The organism is Azospirillum sp. B21 (assembly GCF_008364825.1).
Lineage (GTDB): Bacteria > Pseudomonadota > Alphaproteobacteria > Azospirillales > Azospirillaceae > Azospirillum.
In genome coordinates this window covers 147154-164173 of record NZ_VTTO01000002.1, presented here as the reverse complement: position 1 = coordinate 164173, position 17020 = coordinate 147154, and the positions used below count along the sequence as shown (strand labels likewise).

Here is a 17020-nt window from a genome sequence, read left to right as displayed (position 1 = left end):
CCACACTCAGCGCAGCGGAACCGCGTTGTTGCGGATGACCGAGGCGTACCAGTCGTAGCTGGCCTTCGGCTTGCGCTCCATCGTCTTGCGGTCGACCTGGACCAGTCCGAACTTGCGGCGGTAGCCCTCCGCCCATTCGAAATTGTCCAGCAGCGTCCAGGCCATATAGCCCTTGAGGTTGCAGCCCTCGTCGATCGCCTTGGCCGCGGCCAGCAGATGGTCGCGCAGATAGGCGATGCGGTCGCGGTCCTCCACCCGGCCGCTCGGGCCGACCGTATCCGGATAGTCGGCGCCGTTCTCCGCCACATAGACCGGCGGGTTGCCGTATTTCTCCTGCAGTTCGGCCAGGATTTCTGTCAGACCGTCCGGCTCCACCGGCCATTCCATGCCGGTCTTGCGCGTGCCTTCGGGCGCCGAGCCGTAGCCGGTGCCGAACAGCCCCTGCGGATCGGGCTGCTGGTGCATGCGGCTGTAATAATTGATGCCGAGGAAGTCGACCGGCTGCTTGATGCGCTCCAGGTCGCCGGGCTTGGCGATGCGGGTGAACTCGGCCTCCAACTGCGCCGGGAAGCGGCCCTTGAACAGCGGGTCCAGGCAGGAGCGGTTCCACACCGCATCCCACATCAACGACGCCGGATAATTCGAGTCGAGTCCCCCCACCGGCCAGGACGGCTGCAGCGACAGAACTGTGCCGAGCTGCCAGTTTTTTCCCCCCACCTGCCGCAGCGCGGCCAGCGCCGTGCCCTGGGCGAGGTTCTGGTGATGGATGGCCTTCAGGCAATTGTCGCGGCCGGTCATCCCCGGCGCATGGCCGCCGGTGCCGTGGCCGAAGATGGCGACCACCGACGGCTCGTTCAGCATCACCCAGTTCTTGGCACGGTCGCCCAGCCGGGCAGTGACCGCCAGCGCATAGTCGGTGAACCAGCCGGCAATGTCGCGGTTGGTCCAACCGCCACGGTCCTGCAGGGCCTGGGGCAAATCCCAGTGAAAGAGGCAGGGCCAGGGCTGGATGCCCTTCGCCAGCAGCGCGTCGGTCAGCCGGTCGTAGAAATCGAGCCCCTTGGCATTCACGGCGCCCGTGCCCTGCGGCATCACCCGTGGCCAGGCGATGGAGAAGCGGTAGGCCTTCATACCGGCCCGCGCCATCAGTTCCACATCCTCGGCATAGCGGTGATAGTGGTCGCAGGCGACGTCGCCGGTGTCGCCGTTCGCAATCCGCCCGAAGGAGTGGCTATAGGTGTCCCAGACGCTGGGCGCGCGCCCATCCTCCGCCACCGCCCCTTCGATCTGGTAGCTGGAGGTGGAGACTCCCCACAGGAACCCGTCGGGGAAGGCGACCATACGGGGGGCCGAGTCGGGGGCCGCCTGCACGCCTTCGCGGGTCAGTGCCGTCATCGCGCCGCCGCCGGCCGCCGCGGCCGCCGTCACCTTCAGGGCCGTCTTCAGGAAACTCCGCCGCCGCATCGCCCGCCTCTCCGCTCCGCCGCCCAACCGGGCTGTGGCCGTCCGTCGCCGCGCACTGTATGCGGTCCAACGGCTTTGGCAACCGGGTGATTACCCGGATCGGCGATTCTTCCGGGGCACCGCCCCCACGACATCATGGCGACGAGCGGCCATAGGCGCGGCGGCCAACGCGGTCTATATTGGCGCCATGCACGATCTTTTCCCCATCCTGATGGTCCTGGCGATGCTGGCCGTGGTCGGCTCGCTGTTTGTCGGCCTCTTCTTCATGGCACGCGGGGGCAGGGGCGACCCACGTCGCTCCAACAAGGCGATGCGCCTGCGCGTGATCCTGCAGGGCGCGGCACTGCTGCTGTTCGTCATCGCCATCCTGATCAAAGGCTGACGGTTCCCATGGTAAAGCTGACCAAGATCTACACGCGCGGCGGCGATGCCGGCGAAACCTCGCTTGGCGACGGCAGCCGGGTGCCGAAGCACGACCGCCGCGTCGCCGCCTATGGCACGGTGGACGAGGCGAACGCCGTCATCGGCATGGCCCGCCTTCACACCAATGACTGGCCGGAGGCTGACGCGATGCTCGGCCGCATCCAGAACGACCTGTTCGACCTGGGCGCCGACCTCTGCACGCCGGAGGAGGAGGAGCCGAAATACCCGCCGCTGCGCATCGTCCAGGCCCAGGTCGACCGGCTGGAGGCGGAGATCGACGCGATGAACGCCGGTCTGGCGCCGCTGACCTCCTTCATCCTGCCCGGCGGCTCGCCTGCTGCGGCCCACCTGCATCTGGCGCGCACCGTGGTGCGGCGGGCGGAACGGCTGATGACCGATCTGGCGCGCCACGAACCGGTGACTCCGGCAGCGCTGAAATACGTCAACCGGCTGTCGGACCACCTGTTCGTCCTGAGCCGGGTGGTGAACCGGAACGGGGCGGACGACGTCCTATGGGTTCCCGGCGCCAACCGGTAAGAGTTGGCAACGGAAACCGGCATGGACCGCCGGTCACGCTTCCGGCGCGTCATTGACAGTGGTAATGCCAGATCCTATGGTCCGTTCGCAACCACAGCAATTTTCGCGGTGTTCGCCGTAATGGGCGCGCGCTCAGCAGCCAGGGTGAGTTATGAAAGTCCTCGTCCCCGTTAAGCGAGTGGTCGACTACAACGTGAAGATCCGCGTCAAGGCGGATGGCAGCGGCGTCGAGACCGCCAACGTGAAGATGAGCATGAACCCCTTCGACGAGATCGCCGTCGAAGAGGCCGTCCGCCTGAAGGAGGCCGGCAAGGCGACCGAGATCGTCGTCGTGTCCGTCGGCCCGACCCAGGCGCAGGAGACGCTGCGCACCGCTCTCGCCATGGGTGCCGACCGCGCCATCCTGGTGCAGACCGACGTGACCACCGAGCCACTCGCCGTCGCCAAGGTCCTCAAGTCCCTGGTCGAGAAGGAGGCCCCCGGCCTCGTCATCCTCGGCAAGCAGGCGATCGACGACGACTGCAACCAGACCGGCCAGATGCTGGCGGCGCTGCTCGGCTGGGGCCAGGGCACCTTCGCCTCGAAGGTCGTTGCCGGCGACGGCACGGTCGCGGTAACGCGCGAGATCGACGGCGGCCTGGAGACGGTGGAGTTGAAGCTGCCGGCGGTGGTCACCGCCGACCTGCGCCTCAACGAGCCGCGTTATGCCTCGCTGCCGAACATCATGAAGGCGAAGAAGAAGCCGCTGGAGACCATCACCCCGGATAGCCTGGGCGTCGACGTGGCTCCGCGCCTGACCACGCTGAAGGTCACCGAGCCGGCGAAGCGTCAGGCCGGCATCAAGGTGCCGGACGTCGCCACGCTGGTCGACAAGCTCAAGAACGATGCGCGCGTGATCTGAGGGGGATGAACTGACCATGGCCAACATTCTCGTCATCGCGGAACACGACAACGCGTCGCTGAAGCCCGCCACGCTGAACGCCGTCACCGCCGCCGCCCATATCTCCAAGGGGATCGGTGGCGACATCCATGTCCTGGTTGCCGGCAAGGGCGCCCAGGCTGCCGCCGACGCAGCATCCAAGGTGGCCGGCGTCGCCAAGGTGCTGCTGGCCGATGACGGCTCTTACGAGCACCAGCTGCCGGAAGACGTCGCACCGCTGGTGGTCGCCACCGCCAAGAGCGGATACGGCCATGTCCTGGCCGGCGCCACTTCGGTCGGCAAGAACCTCCTGCCGCGCGTGGCCGCCCTGCTGGACGTCGCCGCCATCTCCGACATCACCGCTGTGCTGTCGGCCGATACGTTCGAGCGGCCGATCTACGCCGGCAACGCGATCGCCACCGTGCAGTCGGCCGATTCGGTGAAGGTCATCACCGTCCGCACCACCGCCTTCGAGACCGCAGCATCCGAAGGCGGTTCGGCCCCGGTCGAGGCTGTGTCGGGCGCCGGTGCCGCCGGCCTGTCGAGCTTCGTCTCGGCCGAGCTGACCAAGTCGGAGCGTCCGGAACTGACCGCCGCCCGCGTGGTGGTGTCGGGTGGCCGCGGCATGCAGTCGGGCGAGAATTTCCCAATGCTGGAGGCTCTGGCCGACAAGCTGGGTGCCGCGGTGGGCGCCAGCCGCGCCGCTGTGGACGCGGGCTTCGTGCCGAACGATTATCAGGTCGGGCAAACCGGCAAGATCGTGGCGCCCGAGCTGTACATCGCCGTCGGCATCTCCGGTGCGATCCAGCACCTTGCCGGCATGAAGGACAGCAAGGTGATCGTCGCGATCAACAAGGATGAGGAAGCGCCCATCTTCCAGGTTGCCGATTACGGCCTCGTCGCGGACCTGTTCAAGGCCGTGCCGGAGCTGACGGACAAACTTGGATAAGGCGCGCTGATCCGGGTCGCCGCGGCGGGCGCAACCGGTCTCCGTCACGGCGAACCATCTTACCCACATCCTTCGCGGGACAGCCCCCCATGACCACGATCAAGAAGATTGGCATCATCGGCGCCGGCCAGATGGGCAGCGGTATCGCCCAGGTCTGCGCCCAGGCCGGCTACGATGTCGTCCTGTCCGACATCAGCGACGCGGTCCTGGAAAAGGCGCTCGCCAACATCGGCCGGAACTACGACCGCCAGATCCAGAAGGGCAAGCTGGAGGAGGCGGAGAAGACCGCCGCTCTCGGCCGCATCACCACCGGCACCGACCTGTCGGTGTTCGGCGAGTCCGATCTGGTGATCGAGGCCGCGACCGAGAACGAGGCGCTGAAGCGCGACCTGCTGAAGAAGCTGGTCCCGCATCTGAAGCCGGAGGCGCTGATCGCGACGAACACCTCGTCGATCTCGATCACCCGTCTGGCTGCGGCGACCGACCGTCCGGCCAAGTTCATGGGCATGCACTTCATGAACCCGGTGCCGGTGATGCAGCTGGTCGAGCTGATCCGCGGCATCGCGACCGACGAGCCGACCTTCAACGCCATCAAGGAACTGACGCTGGCCATCGGCAAGACCGCCGCGGTGGCCGAGGATTTCCCGGCCTTCATCGTCAACCGCATCCTGCTGCCGATGATTAACGAGGCCGTCTACACCCTCTATGAGGGCGTCGGCGGCGTCGAGGCCATCGACACCGCGCTGAAGCTGGGCGCCAACCACCCGATGGGGCCGCTGGAACTGGCCGACTTCATCGGCCTGGACACCTGTCTGGCGGTGATGCAGGTGCTGTACGAAGGTCTTGCCGACAGCAAGTACCGCCCCTGCCCGCTGCTGGTGAAGTATGTCGAGGCTGGCTGGATCGGCAAGAAATACGGCCGTGGCTTCTACGACTACTCGCAGACTCCGCCGGTGCCGACGCGCTGAGGATTTGCGGGGGTCTGCTTGGAAAGAGCCCGCTCCGGGAGACCGGAGCAGGCTCTTTCAGTATCGAAGCCGGCGAACCGTCACTGGAAATAGCGGCCGCCCTTGGCGAGGGCGCGCTGCCACGCCGGACGGGCGTGCATGGCGTCGACGAAGGCGGCCAGCTTCGGCCACCGGCCGCGGTTTCCTTTCAGCATCGCCAGTTCAATCGGGAAGCTGAGCATGATGTCGGCACCGGTCAGCCCGTCACCGACGAAGTGGCCGGAGGGGCGAAGCTCGGATTCCAGATACTCGAAATGGCTGGCCAGCTGCTCCTGGATGCGGGGGTGCAGCGGCGCACCGGCTTCGCCGAGCCTGCCGACGTAGAGATCGAGCAGGATCGGCGTCATCACCGATCCCTCGGCGAAATGCATCAACTGCAGGTGGCGCAACGCATCGTCCGAGCCGGCCGGCGGCAGGAAACGGTCAGCGGCGAAGGTTTCGCACAGATGCTGGACAATGGCGCCGGACTCCATGACGATCCGTCCGTCGATCTCCAACAGCGGGGATTTCCCCAGCGGGTGCACCGCCTTCAGTTCCGGCGGGGCCAGATTGGTCACCTTGTCGCGCTGGTAGAACCGGAGCTCGTAAGGCAGCTCCAGCTCCTCCAGGAGCCAGAGGATCCGCTGCGACCGGCTGTTGTTGAGATGATGGACGATGATGGTCATTGACTGGTTTCCCGCAATCGTTTGCACCATGGAGGGTGGTGATCCTACACCACCCTCAACGGACGAGCTTCACTTCGGCAGCGCATAGGCGATCACCGAATCGCCCCCCTTGGTCCCCAGCGAGCCGTGCCCGCCGGCGACCACCAGCACATATTGCCGGCCGTCCTCGCCCTGGTAGGTCATCGGCGTGGCCTGACCGCCGGCAGGTAGGCGGCTTTCCCACAACTGCTTCCCGTTGGACACGTCATACGCCCGCACATAATAGTCGATGGTGCCGGACAGGAAGGCCACGCCGCCCGCCGTCATGATCGGGCCGCCCAGATTGGGCACGCCCATGCGGAAGGGCAGCGGGATCGGTGAGGCGTCGCGGGTCGTGCCGTTCTTGTGCTTCCACACGACCTTGCCGGTCGTCAGGTCGGCTGCGGCGACATAGCCCCAGGGCGGCGCTTGGCAGGGCAGCCCCAAAACCGAAACGAAGGGGCCGAGCTTCACCGCATAGGGCGCGCCGAAATTCTCGTTCAGGGCCGGCAGGCTGAATTCCGGCCGTTCCCCGCCCTGGACATACAGATCCGTGTCGTTCTGGCGCGGCACCATCTGGGAGACGAAGGCGAGATAAGCCGGCGTGGTGAAGGCGATCTGGCGCTCAGGATCGACCGCGACGCCGCCCCAGTTGAAGACGCCGAAGTTGCCGGGATAGACCAGCGACCCCTGCAGCGACGGCGGCGTGTAGCGCCCTTCGTACCGCAGCCGCTTCAAGGCGATGCGGCAGGCGAGCTGGTCGAACATCGTCACCCCCCACATGTCCGCTCCGCCCAGCGGCGGCGGGTCGAACGACAGGGCGGAGACGGGCTGGGTCGGGGCGGTGTGGTCGCCCTCCACGGCACCCTGCGGCGCCGGCTTCTCGGTCACCGGCAACACCGGCTGGCCGGTGCGTCGGTCCAGCACGAACAGCTCGCCCTGCTTGGTCGGCTGAACCAAAGCCGGCACGGTCTGTCCGTTCACCATGAGGTCGATCAGGCTGGGCTGGGCGGGCACGTCATAGTCCCACAGATCGTGATGCACGGTCTGGAAGACCCAGCGCACCTGCCCCGTCGCCAGATCGAGGGCTACGACCGAGGAGGAGAAGCGCTCCACCTCCGGGCTGCGGTTGCCGCCGAACTGGTCGGGCGGCTGGTTGCCCAGCGGGAGGTAGACCATGCCAAGCGCCTCGTCCACGCTGGCGATCGACCAGCTGTTGGGCGAATTGACGGTGTAGGTCTGACCCTCCGCGATCGGAGCGGTCTGGTCGGGCTTGGCCGAGTCCCAATTCCACACCAGATGGCCGTCATTCACGTCGAAGGCACGGATGACGCCCGACTGCTCCTTGGTCGAGACATTGTCCAGCACCGTGCCGCCGACGATGATCAGACTGGCCGTCACCACCGGTGGCGAGGTCGAGTAATAGGCACCGGGCCGCACATTCGGCATGTTGGCCCACAGGTTGATCTCGCCGTTCTGCCCGAAACCGGTGCAGGTCGACCCGTCCTCCGGGTTCAGCGCCACCAGACGTCCGTCGGCGGTCGGCATGAACAGCTTGGCGGCGCACGCGCCCCCGGCAGCATTGGCGGCCGCTTGCGGAGCCGGATGGTAGGACAGGCCGCGGCAGGTCAGGTGCTGCAACGCCAGTTGCTTGGGATCGATCTGAAGGTCGCGGCGCCACACCTCCTTGCCCGTGGTCGCGTCCAGCGCGATGACGAGCTGGTGCGGGGAGCACAGGAACAGGCGGTTGCCGATCTTCAGCGGCGTCACCTCGAAGGTGGTTTCCTTCGGATCGCCGGGCCGGCCGCGCAGGTCGCCGGTGTTGTAGGTCCAGGCGACCTCCAGCCTGTCGGCATTCTCGGGCGTGATGGCGGTCAGCGGCGAATAGCGCTGGCCGTAGCCGGTGCGGCCATAGGCGTGCCATTCCCCGTCCGGAATCGTCGGGCCGGGGCCGGCACCCGGAGTCCCGGCCGATGCGGTCTGCTGCCGTGCCGGAACGGTTCCGTCGATGCGGTGCGGGTCGGTGAACCAGGACGCGACGGCGACCAGCAGAACGATCGCCAGCGAGGCGGCCAGCAGAATGCCGGTACCGCGGAAGGCACCCACCGGATAGGCGCCGGGCGCCGGCACGCCGGCCATCGGCTGCCGTTCGCCCAGACGGCGGGTGATCCAGGGCATCAGCAGCAGGAACCCGACCACCGCGATCACGTCGCCGCGTGCCGCCAGCGGCCACCAGTCCAGCCCCGCTTCCCACAAGGCCCAGGCCAGCGTTCCGATCACCAGAAGCGCGTAGACCGTCAACGCCGCGGGCGACCGCTTCACCAGCAGAAGGGCCGTGACCAGGAACAGGATCCCGGCGACGGCATAGTACCAGGACCCGCCCAGCAGGATCAGCCACAGGCCGCCGCCCAGCGAACCGAGCCCCAATATTGCCAGCAGAATTGTCATCGCCCACAGGGCGACGCTTCGCTCGGATTTTTTCATGGCACGTCCTCGACCAAAACCCTTTCCGATCCCAACGAACGGGGGCGGAGTTGGTTGCGACATGTTTGGGCGATGGGTGCCATTCGCTGCGTATCGCTGCCCATCCGGTAAAGCTTCGGAACGCGGAGCGCGCCACTTTTGTTGAACGGCGAAAGATCCTGGAAGCTGCTAACGGAGGCCGCCATGCGCATGCACCGCCATCCCTGGAGCGAGGAGTTCGCCAAGATGAGCCCGGAGGCGCGGTACCGCGGCGTCGGCCCGCGCAACTACCGCCGGTCCGACGAACGCATCCTGGAAGACATCAACGAACGCCTGACCGACGATCACCACATCGACGCCTTCGACGTCGGGGTGAAGGTGGAGAGCGGTGAGGTGACGCTGTCCGGCACCGTCACCGACCGCGCCGCCCGCCGCCGGGCGGAAGACATCGCGGAAAGCGTGTCGGGCGTCGGCCATGTGCAGAACGACCTGCGCGTCACCAGCCGGAATGCCCCGGGCCAGACCACGGCCGTCGGTCTCGGAGAGCGGGTCGAGCCGGCCGCCCCGCAGGGAGAGGGCAGCGTCACCGGCCCCGGCGCCCCGGCACGGGACGCCATGGTGGCGGCGCTCGACAACAGTTCCATGGTGCTGGGCAAGCAGCCGCTGCCGGAGGACGACACGCTACGCCGCAACGACGCGATGGCCGGTACCGCCGGGCGGGACCGCCGCTGAGCCATGACCGGATCAGGGTGGGCGGTTCCGCCCCCCTGCACCGGATGCGCTGCTGCCCTGCGCGGGCATTCGGAGGACCTGAGAGGGTGCTTAACACTCGATTAACCGGCGGGGATCATTGTCCCGCAGCAAATCGAGTATCCCCTCTCAAGCCTTCCTGAAACAGAGCAGCTGCCATCATGGGCAACAAGACCATCAAGCTTTCCGACAAGGGCGGTTACCGCGACGTCGCCCTGGAACAACTGCCGCGCAACGTCCGCGCCGCGGTGACCGACCTGTCGACCAAGAATCCGGTCGCCGACATCATCGTCGACCAGTCCGGCATGCTGTACCGCATCCACCTGTCGGCCCCGGCCAACATGTATGTGGACGTGCTGGCCGTCGCCTGAGGCACCGCCGCAATCCAGTTTTCGGCCAGTTTTTTTGGCCAGTTCTTCCGGAAGGGCGGCCTGCAGCTATTGCAGCCGCCCTTCGTCGTTCCGGCCCTCCAGCCGTGCCAGCGCGCGGTTCAGCAGCCGGGGCGGCAGCATGGCCACCGCGCCGTCGCGCACCGCGCGCACATCCTCCGGATCAAGCCCGGTGACGGCGGCCAGTTGCCGGTCGTCCAGCCCGCGGTCTTCCGCCAGCAGCGTGATCCATCCCGCCAGCGTGCGGGCCTGGGCCAATCCCGCCCGGTCGTTGAACCACAGGGCACCGCCCGGGCGACCAATCGGCGTTGCGTTTTCGAAAGGCATATCGGGATCGAACGACGTCATGGACGCACCTCCCCTCGGCAGTTTCTTTCGCAGTCGCAGCAAACCCTGCCGCTTCGCAGCAGATTTTGTTTCCCTTCATTTATGAATTCTGCGGATCACTTCCAGAGGGTGGTAGGCAGTATTCGGCACCACCAACGCTCTTTCCCTTGTCTTTTTGCGTTGCAGTATGACCGGAAGTCGGTGACGGATCGCCTTTCCGGGATTCTTTGAAACTGTCTTCGCCGGCCGGGGGCTAGGGCGGGGTGGCGGCTTCGGCGTATAACCGTTGCCATCGTCCCGAACCCTCCCGTTCAGACCGGAATCGCCGATGCCCGACTCCCCGTCCTCCCTGTCGCCGCTTTTCGGGCCGGCCCTTCTGGAGCGCATCGACGCGCTGGCGGCGATCAGCGCGGAGGAGGGATGCCTGTCGCGTCTCTACCTGACGCCGGAACACCGCCGCGCCAACGACCTCGTCGCGCAGTGGATGCGCGCCGCCGGGATGGCGGTGCGGGAGGATGCCGTCGGCAACATCATCGGCCGTTACGAGGGCGACCGGCCGGGCCTGCCGGCGCTGCTGATCGGCTCGCACCTCGACACCGTGCGCGATGCCGGGCGCTATGACGGCATGCTGGGCGTGCTGAGCGGCATCGCCGTGGTGGCGGACCTGAACGCCCGCGGCCGCCGCCTGCCCTTCGCCGTCGAGGTGATCGGCTTCGGCGACGAGGAGGGCACGCGCTTCCAGTCCACCCTGATCGGCAGCCGTGCCATCGCCGGAACCTTCGACCCGGCGGTGCTGGAGACTCGCGACGCCACCGGAACTCGGCTGGCCGATGCGATGACCGCCTTCGGGCTCGTTCCCGCCGCCTGGGCCACCGCCGCCTACGAGCCGCAAGCCGTCCTGGCCTATGTGGAATTGCACATCGAACAGGGGCCGGTGCTGGAGGCTCTGGGGCGCCCGGTCGGCGTGGTCACCGCCATTGCCGGCGCCACCCGTCTGGCGGTGACGGTGGAGGGGATGGCCGGGCATGCCGGCACCGTGCCGATGACCCTGCGCCGCGATGCGCTGGCGGCTTCGGCCGAGATGATCCTGGCGGTGGAACAGCTCTGCTCGGGACAGGAGCGGCTGGTCGGCACCGTCGGCCGGATCGAGGCGTCGCCCGGCGCCACCAACGTCATTCCCGGCAAGGTCCGCTTCACCATCGACCTGCGCGCCGACCGCGATGCCCTGCGGCTGGAACGGGTCGGCGCCGTCCGCGCCCGGCTGGAGGCCATCGCCGATGCCCGCGGCGTCGCAATCGGCTTCGAGACTCTGCATGAAAGCCCCGCCGTCGCCTGCCATCCGGGCCTGATGGCACAGTTCGCCGCCGCGGCCGCCGCCGAAGGGCTGGACGCGCCGGAACTGCCGAGCGGCGCCGGCCACGACGCCATGGCGGTGGCGGCGCTGACCGACATCGCCATGCTGTTCGTGCGCTGCGAACGCGGCATTTCGCACAACCCGGCCGAACGCATCACCGCCGCCGATGCCGAGGCCGGCGCCCGCGTGCTCGCCCGCTTCGTCGAAAACTTCCAGCCCGCAACCTCCCTTCCGTGACGGACCGCCTGCCATGACCGACCTGTCCCCCTCCCTCGCCGCCACTCTCGACGAGGCGGTGAATGCCCGCTTCGACGAGGAGGTCCGTTTCCTGGCGGAGTTGGTGAAGGTGCCGTCCGACAACCCGCCCGGTGACTGCGCCCCCCACGCCGTCCGCGCCGCCGAGCTGCTGGAGGCGATGGGCTTCACGGTGGAGCGGCACCCGGTGCCGGCCGATCTGGTGCGGGCGAACGGCATGATCAGCGCCACCAACCTGGTGAGCCGCCACCGCTTCGGCGAAGGCCCGACGGTGGCCCTGAACGCCCATGGCGACGTGGTGCCGCCGGGCGAGGGCTGGTCGAGCGATCCCTATGGCGCGGAAATCCGCGACGGCGTGATGTATGGCCGCGGCGTGGCGGTGTCGAAGTCGGACTTCGCCACCTATGCCTTCGCGCTTCGGGCGCTGATGGCCTCGCAGGCCGCGCTGAAGGGCACGGTCGAGCTGCACCTGACCTATGACGAGGAGGCCGGTGGCGAGATCGGGCCGAAATGGCTGCTCGACCAGGGCATTTCCAAGCCTGACTATGCGGTGTCGGCCAGCTTCGCATATTCGGTGGTGACCGGCCACAATGGCTGCCTGCATCTGGAGGTGCAGGTCGACGGCAAGTCCGCCCATGCGGCCCGCCCCGACACCGGCCATGACGCGCTGGAGGCGGCAACCGGCATCCTGGCCGCCCTCTACGCCCACCGGCCGGAGCTCGCGACCCGCCGCTCCAACGTCACCGGCATCACCCATCCGTCGCTCACCGTCGGGCTGATCCAGGGCGGCATCAACACCAACGTGGTTCCCGACCGCGTCACCTTCCGCCTCGACCGCCGCATGATCCCGGAGGAAAACCCGGCTGAGGTCGAGGCCGAACTGCGTGCCCTGATCGAAGGGGCCGTCACGGGCCACGAGGGCATCCGCGTCACCATCCGCCGCATCCTGCTGGCCCGGCCCTTCCGCTCGGTCGGCGATGCGCCGCGTCTGGCCGCGCTGTTCGCCCGCCATGCACAGGAGGTGTTGGGCGTTCCGGTCGGCCAGAACGGCATCCCGCTCTACACCGACGCCCGCCATTATTCCGAAGCCGGCATCCCCACCATCCTCTACGGCGCCGGCCCGCGCGACCTGCTGGAAGCCAACGGCCACCGCGCCGACGAGAAGCTGGTGCTGGAGGATCTGCGCAAGGCGACCCAGGTGGTGGCGCGGTCGCTGGCGGAACTGCTGGGATAATCCCTCGGCAAATCTACCCCACCCGTTCCCCCGACGGCAGCCCGAGATCCCAATCGGATGAACCGGATGTGGCTGGATCGGTGGTGGCGGTGTCCAGCGCAGCCAGATGGCGGTCGATCAGCAGGTTCAGCCGGTCGCGCGCCTCCCACACCGTCAGGCTGTGGTCGGCGCGGTCGAGATAGACCAGTTCGATGCCGGTCAGGCCGTCCAGCGCGCGTCCGCCTTCGCCCAGATGCAGATAGAACTCGGCCAAGGTCATGTCGCCGCTGCTGTAGACCAGCAACACCCGGCGGCCTTCCGCGGACAGGCGGCGGAACATGCGCAGCGCGTGGCGGGTCAGGCCGGTGCGGATCAGCACCTTGCGGACGAAGCGGCCGGCCAGCCGCTTGGTCAGCCCCATCACCCGGGCGCGGTTGCGGAAGCTGGCGCGCAGACGGGCCGGCTTCAGCGCCTCCAGCAGATATTCGGTGGTGGAACGGAAGGCGACCGTCCGCATCAGCTCCGACACGGCGGTGCCGTCGCCCAACTCGAACCGTCCGGGATTGAGCGCGATCTGCCCGACCACCCGGTTGTCGCCCAGCCCGGCATGCAGGGCGGGCGTCCCGCCGGCACACAGGCCGATGACGACGACCCGCGCGTGCCCCTGGGCTTCGAGCCAGTCCAGAGCCGCCCGCAGGTCGCGGGTGACATCCCGGTGGTAGAGCAGGTTGTCGGCAACGCCCGTCCGGTCGGGGCTGTCGCCGATCCCGGCGGCGTCGATCCTGAGCGAGCAGTAGCCGCGCGCCGCCAGACGGCGGGCCTGCACCACGGTCGCGCGTCCGGACCCGACATGGTGGGTCGCACCGCTGTTCAGGAACAGGATGGCCGGCCGGTTGCCGGCCGGGTCGGCCAGGACCGGCGTGCAATAGATGCCGAACAGCTCCGGATCCTTGCCGAAGAAGACCGGACGCTCCACCGCGGTCGTGGTCATCAGCCCGGCCGGGCGGTCCGGCGGCGGGGTCGCCCCCGTGGCGAACGGCCCGGCGGCGATCCAGCGCAGGACCGGGTCGAACGCCGTGGCGGCCTGGGCGCGCTGCGGCTGCTGGACCATCTCCAGCATGCCGCTGATGCCCATCGGCTCCGCCACCGCGCCCATCGCGCGCCAGCGGGCCGCCAGCTTCACCGGCGTCTTCGCGTCCGGCCGGTCGGCGATCAGGATGCGTGGAGCCGGCAGCTTCGGTTGGTCGCAGGGGGCAAGGCCGCTCAGCGCCAGTGCGGTCTCCGGCGTCAGCGGCATGCCGATCACGTTCAGCCAGGAGGCACGCTCCGGCGGTTCCGGGTTGCAGACCGGGCGCAGCACCATGGTGGCCAGCGTCTGCAACTCCCGCACCGCCTTGCGGCCGGAGGTGATCGGCGCCAGCAGCGCCAGCGCATCTACCCCCTGCCCGTCCTCGGCCAGTTCCAGCGCCGCCGCGGTGGCGAGAAGCGAGCCCAGGCGGAAGCCGACGAGGACCAGTTCGGTGACGCCGGTGTCCTCGCGCAGGCGGCGCACCGCCGCCTTGACGCCGTCCAGCCACGCGCGCACCCGGTCCGGCTCGCTGTCGTCCCCGGCGGAATCGCCGGAACCCGGATAGTCGAACCGCAAGGTCGGCAGGCCCGCGGCGGCCAACCTCTCCGCGAAGGTCTTCCAGGCGCGGTGTACGCAGAGTTCCTCATGTCCGTAGGGACCGCACAGCACCACCCCGCGCAGCCCCGGCGCCGGGTGCAGCCATCCGAAACAACCCTCGAACACCACCGGTGTCGGCTTCATGCGTTCCCCCTGTAACGGACGGACGCCAGCGCGTTCAGCGCATGGACCTCCCCATCCGGCACCCCATCGCCCTCGCCGGCACGCGGCCGCAGGCGGACCACCCGCTCGACGCCGGGGGACAGATGGAACCAGGCATCCTCCGCCCGGAACCGTTCGTCCTCCACATGCACCGAACAGGCAAGCCGCCGGGTCGCAAGCCGCAACACCCAGTCGTCGCCCTGCCGCTCCACCACCGCTGTCAGGCCGAGATCGGCGCGCGGCAGCAAACGGCCCTTCGGGAAATAATGTGACTCATCGATTGGTTCCGCTTCCCTATCGGCCGGCAGCAATTGCGCCGACACCACATCGTGTAGGATCGGTCCAAACCTGTAAGCATAGGTCGTGTCAAAAAAGCGGTCGGTCATCCTGGCAGCCGGCAGGGTGACCGCTGCCCGCGCCGGCAGCGTCACCGGCCGCTCCGCCTTCAGCACCGGGACCGAACCGTCGCGCCAAGCGGTCAACCGCATCAGCGCCTCCACCGGCCGGGGGGTGTCGTTGACCAGATGCACGGCCAGCCCGTTCACCCCCTCGTCGGTCAGGATGACGCGCAGCGGACGGAAGGCGCGTTTCAGCGCATGCCAGGCCGGCTTCGGCGTGCCGTCGGCGGCAACCACGCCCCAGCCGGCTCCCAGCCAGGGGTCGCGCCATTGCCAGACCAGCCCGCCGGCACAGCCGGACCCGGCACGCCGCCACTCGTCGAACACCGCCTGCATCACCTCCCCCGTCGCCGCGCGGGACAGGCGGCGGTAGCGGTCGGGCTCCTCGTGGCGCAGGCGCCGCGGATCGACGCCGTAGAGCGCCTCCAGATAATGCTCCCGCACATCCTCGAAGTCCCAGGAGGCGCCGGGATCGCGCGGAACCCGCTCCTTCCAGCGGGGATGATGGAGCGCCGGAACGCCGAGCGGGTCGTCCTCCGGCAGGTTCGAGAAGGCGAGGCATTCGGCAGCGAAGCGCACGTCGGCCCGGCGGGCATCCTCCAGCGGCCTCATATAAGCGCCGACGCCGTAGTAATGGGTCACTCCGGCATTGGCCACGAAGGGCAGCGGCCCGCCGATGGGAGAGTTGGACAATTGGATCAGGTCGGGCCGCCGCGCCGTCCCCTCCTCCGCTATCGCTGCCTTCAGCGCTTCTTGCGTCCAGGAGGCGCGGGGCAGGCCGAGCATGGCTGCCTGCTGCTCCATCTCGCTGCCGCCGCACAGCACCGCCAGGGACGGGGAAGCCTGGGTACGGTCGAGAAGCTGCGCGATCTCCGCCCGCACGCTCTCAAGAAAGGCCGGATCGCTGGGGTAGTCGAAATTGGCGAACATGGCGTCCTGCCAGACCAGGATCCCCAGCTCGTCGCACAGCTCGAAGAATGCGTCGCCCTCATACAGCATGGTGCCGCCGACGCGGACCATGTTGGCCCCGGCATCGCGCATCCGTCGCAGTTCGGGCTCGTAGACGGCGCGCTCCGCCGACAGGCCGACCGGATCGACCGGCACCCAGCAGCCGCCGCGGCAGAACACCCGCTCGCCATTCACCAGCAGAGCGAAGCCGTTGCCGTCGGCTCCCCGGTCCACCGCCAGCGAACGGAAGCCGATGCGCCCCAGATCGACCTCCACCACGCCCCCCGACGCACCGATCCGGGCGACCACGTCGTGCAGCACCGGTTCGCCATGGGTGTGCGGCCACCAGGGCTCCACCCCCGGCAAGGTCATGTCGGCGTGGAAGGCGTCGATGCCGTCGAACCGGAGCGGAGCCACCTGCCCGGCCACCTCGACCGAGCCGGCCATGCCCGCCCCATCCGCCTGCTGGGTGCCGTCCACCGTCAGGCGCAGCGACAGCCGACCGTCGCGCCCGTCATAGGCGCTGCGCAGGTCGACGCCCAGCAGGCGGATGGGGCCGGTCTCCTCCACCAACTCCACCGGGCGGTAGGGACCGACCGCGTGGACCGGCGGGCACCAGCCCGGCATATGGCCCAGCAGGGTCGTGCGGATGAAGCGCAGCCCCGCCGGCTCGGCCAGCTTCGTCCGCCAGCGGGCGCGGCCCTTCTTTGCCGCCAGCACCGGGTGCAGGGCATGGAAGCGGATGGACAGCTCCGCCTCCCCGTTCAGCGTCACCGGCACCTCATGGGCAAGGAACATGCTGTCGGAGGTCAGGATGCGCTCCCCGTCCAGCCACACCTCCGCGATGGTGGCGAGACCGTGGAAGCACAAGCTGCGCGGACCATGGCCGGTCAGCCGGGTCCGGTAGACGATATCCTTGTCATGCAACGGAATCGGATCGTCCAGCGACCACAGCCCGCCCGCCTGCAGGGCCTGCGCCGCCGTTCCCGGCACTGCGGCAGCCATTGGGGCAGCCACGCCCTCCCCCACGCCGCCGGGCGGCAGCAGGGTCAAGCTCCAGCCCTCCGTCAGCGCGGTGATCCGCCGTCCCGTGACCGATCGGATGCGCGCCAT

At 68.5% G+C, this 17020-nt stretch carries 15 protein-coding genes; 9 read left to right on the top strand and 6 right to left on the bottom strand.

Going from position 1 to position 17020, the window contains the following annotated elements; all coding sequences use genetic code 11:
- Window positions 1-6: 6 nt before the first annotated feature.
- A complete protein-coding gene (locus tag FZ983_RS05540; protein WP_149222589.1) occupies window positions 7-1464 on the bottom strand; it encodes a GH1 family beta-glucosidase in 1458 nt (485 codons plus the stop codon).
- A 187-nt stretch (window positions 1465-1651) separates the two neighbouring features.
- On the opposite strand from FZ983_RS05540, the gene FZ983_RS05535 reads away from it, so the two are divergent.
- The 5 genes from FZ983_RS05535 (at window position 1652) to FZ983_RS05515 (ending at window position 5260) form a co-directional block, all read left to right on the top strand.
- Complete coding sequence (locus FZ983_RS05535; protein ID WP_149222588.1) at window positions 1652-1846, top strand: twin transmembrane helix small protein; 195 nt, start codon at window positions 1652-1654, stop codon at window positions 1844-1846.
- Between the two features lie 8 nt (window positions 1847-1854).
- Entirely contained in the window at window positions 1855-2424 is a 570-nt protein-coding gene (locus FZ983_RS05530; protein WP_149222587.1) for a cob(I)yrinic acid a,c-diamide adenosyltransferase, read from the top strand.
- A gap of 151 nt (window positions 2425-2575) precedes the next feature.
- The gene (locus tag FZ983_RS05525) at window positions 2576-3325 is read left to right on the top strand and encodes an electron transfer flavoprotein subunit beta/FixA family protein (RefSeq protein WP_149222586.1); all 750 of its coding nucleotides are present in this window, start codon (window positions 2576-2578) and stop codon (window positions 3323-3325) included.
- Between the two features lie 16 nt (window positions 3326-3341).
- A complete protein-coding gene (locus FZ983_RS05520) occupies window positions 3342-4292 on the top strand; it encodes an FAD-binding protein (RefSeq protein WP_149222585.1) in 951 nt (316 codons plus the stop codon).
- Window positions 4293-4381: 89 nt separating this feature from the next.
- Window positions 4382-5260, top strand: a complete 879-nt coding sequence (locus tag FZ983_RS05515) for a 3-hydroxybutyryl-CoA dehydrogenase (RefSeq protein ID WP_014250117.1) — start codon at window positions 4382-4384, stop codon at window positions 5258-5260.
- A gap of 80 nt (window positions 5261-5340) precedes the next feature.
- Here FZ983_RS05515 and FZ983_RS05510 read toward each other — a convergent pair whose 3' ends face one another.
- Entirely contained in the window at window positions 5341-5964 is a 624-nt protein-coding gene (locus FZ983_RS05510; RefSeq protein WP_149222584.1) for a glutathione S-transferase, read from the bottom strand.
- Between the two features lie 69 nt (window positions 5965-6033).
- Window positions 6034-8466: a glucose/quinate/shikimate family membrane-bound PQQ-dependent dehydrogenase gene (locus tag FZ983_RS05505; RefSeq protein WP_149222583.1), complete on the bottom strand. Its 2433-nt coding sequence runs from the start codon at window positions 8464-8466 to the stop codon at window positions 6034-6036.
- A gap of 183 nt (window positions 8467-8649) precedes the next feature.
- On the opposite strand from FZ983_RS05505, the gene FZ983_RS05500 reads away from it, so the two are divergent.
- Both FZ983_RS05500 and FZ983_RS05495 read left to right on the top strand, forming a co-directional pair.
- Window positions 8650-9177 carry a BON domain-containing protein gene (locus tag FZ983_RS05500; protein WP_149222582.1) on the top strand — a complete coding sequence of 176 codons (528 nt, stop codon included), beginning with the start codon at window positions 8650-8652 and terminating at the stop codon, window positions 9175-9177.
- A gap of 179 nt (window positions 9178-9356) precedes the next feature.
- Window positions 9357-9566, top strand: a complete 210-nt coding sequence (locus tag FZ983_RS05495; protein WP_014250120.1) for a hypothetical protein — start codon at window positions 9357-9359, stop codon at window positions 9564-9566.
- A gap of 66 nt (window positions 9567-9632) precedes the next feature.
- Here the strand turns inward: FZ983_RS05495 and FZ983_RS05490 are convergent, their stop codons facing one another.
- Window positions 9633-9932, bottom strand: coding sequence for a hypothetical protein (locus tag FZ983_RS05490; RefSeq protein WP_149222581.1), 300 nt, complete (start codon window positions 9930-9932; stop codon window positions 9633-9635).
- 307 nt (window positions 9933-10239) lie between these two features.
- Here FZ983_RS05490 and FZ983_RS05485 point away from each other — a divergent pair, with 307 nt between their 5' ends.
- Window positions 10240-11502 carry an allantoate amidohydrolase gene (locus FZ983_RS05485; protein ID WP_149222580.1) on the top strand — a complete coding sequence of 421 codons (1263 nt, stop codon included), beginning with the start codon at window positions 10240-10242 and terminating at the stop codon, window positions 11500-11502.
- Between the two features lie 13 nt (window positions 11503-11515).
- Complete coding sequence (locus tag FZ983_RS05480; protein ID WP_149222579.1) at window positions 11516-12754, top strand: ArgE/DapE family deacylase; 1239 nt, start codon at window positions 11516-11518, stop codon at window positions 12752-12754.
- Between the two features lie 13 nt (window positions 12755-12767).
- Here the strand turns inward: FZ983_RS05480 and FZ983_RS05475 are convergent, their stop codons facing one another.
- Entirely contained in the window at window positions 12768-14543 is a 1776-nt protein-coding gene (locus FZ983_RS05475) for an alpha/beta fold hydrolase (RefSeq protein ID WP_149222578.1), read from the bottom strand.
- Window positions 14540-17020, bottom strand: coding sequence for a glycoside hydrolase family 2 protein (locus tag FZ983_RS05470; RefSeq protein ID WP_149222577.1), 2481 nt, complete (start codon window positions 17018-17020; stop codon window positions 14540-14542). The genes FZ983_RS05475 and FZ983_RS05470 overlap by 4 nt, the downstream gene beginning before the upstream one ends.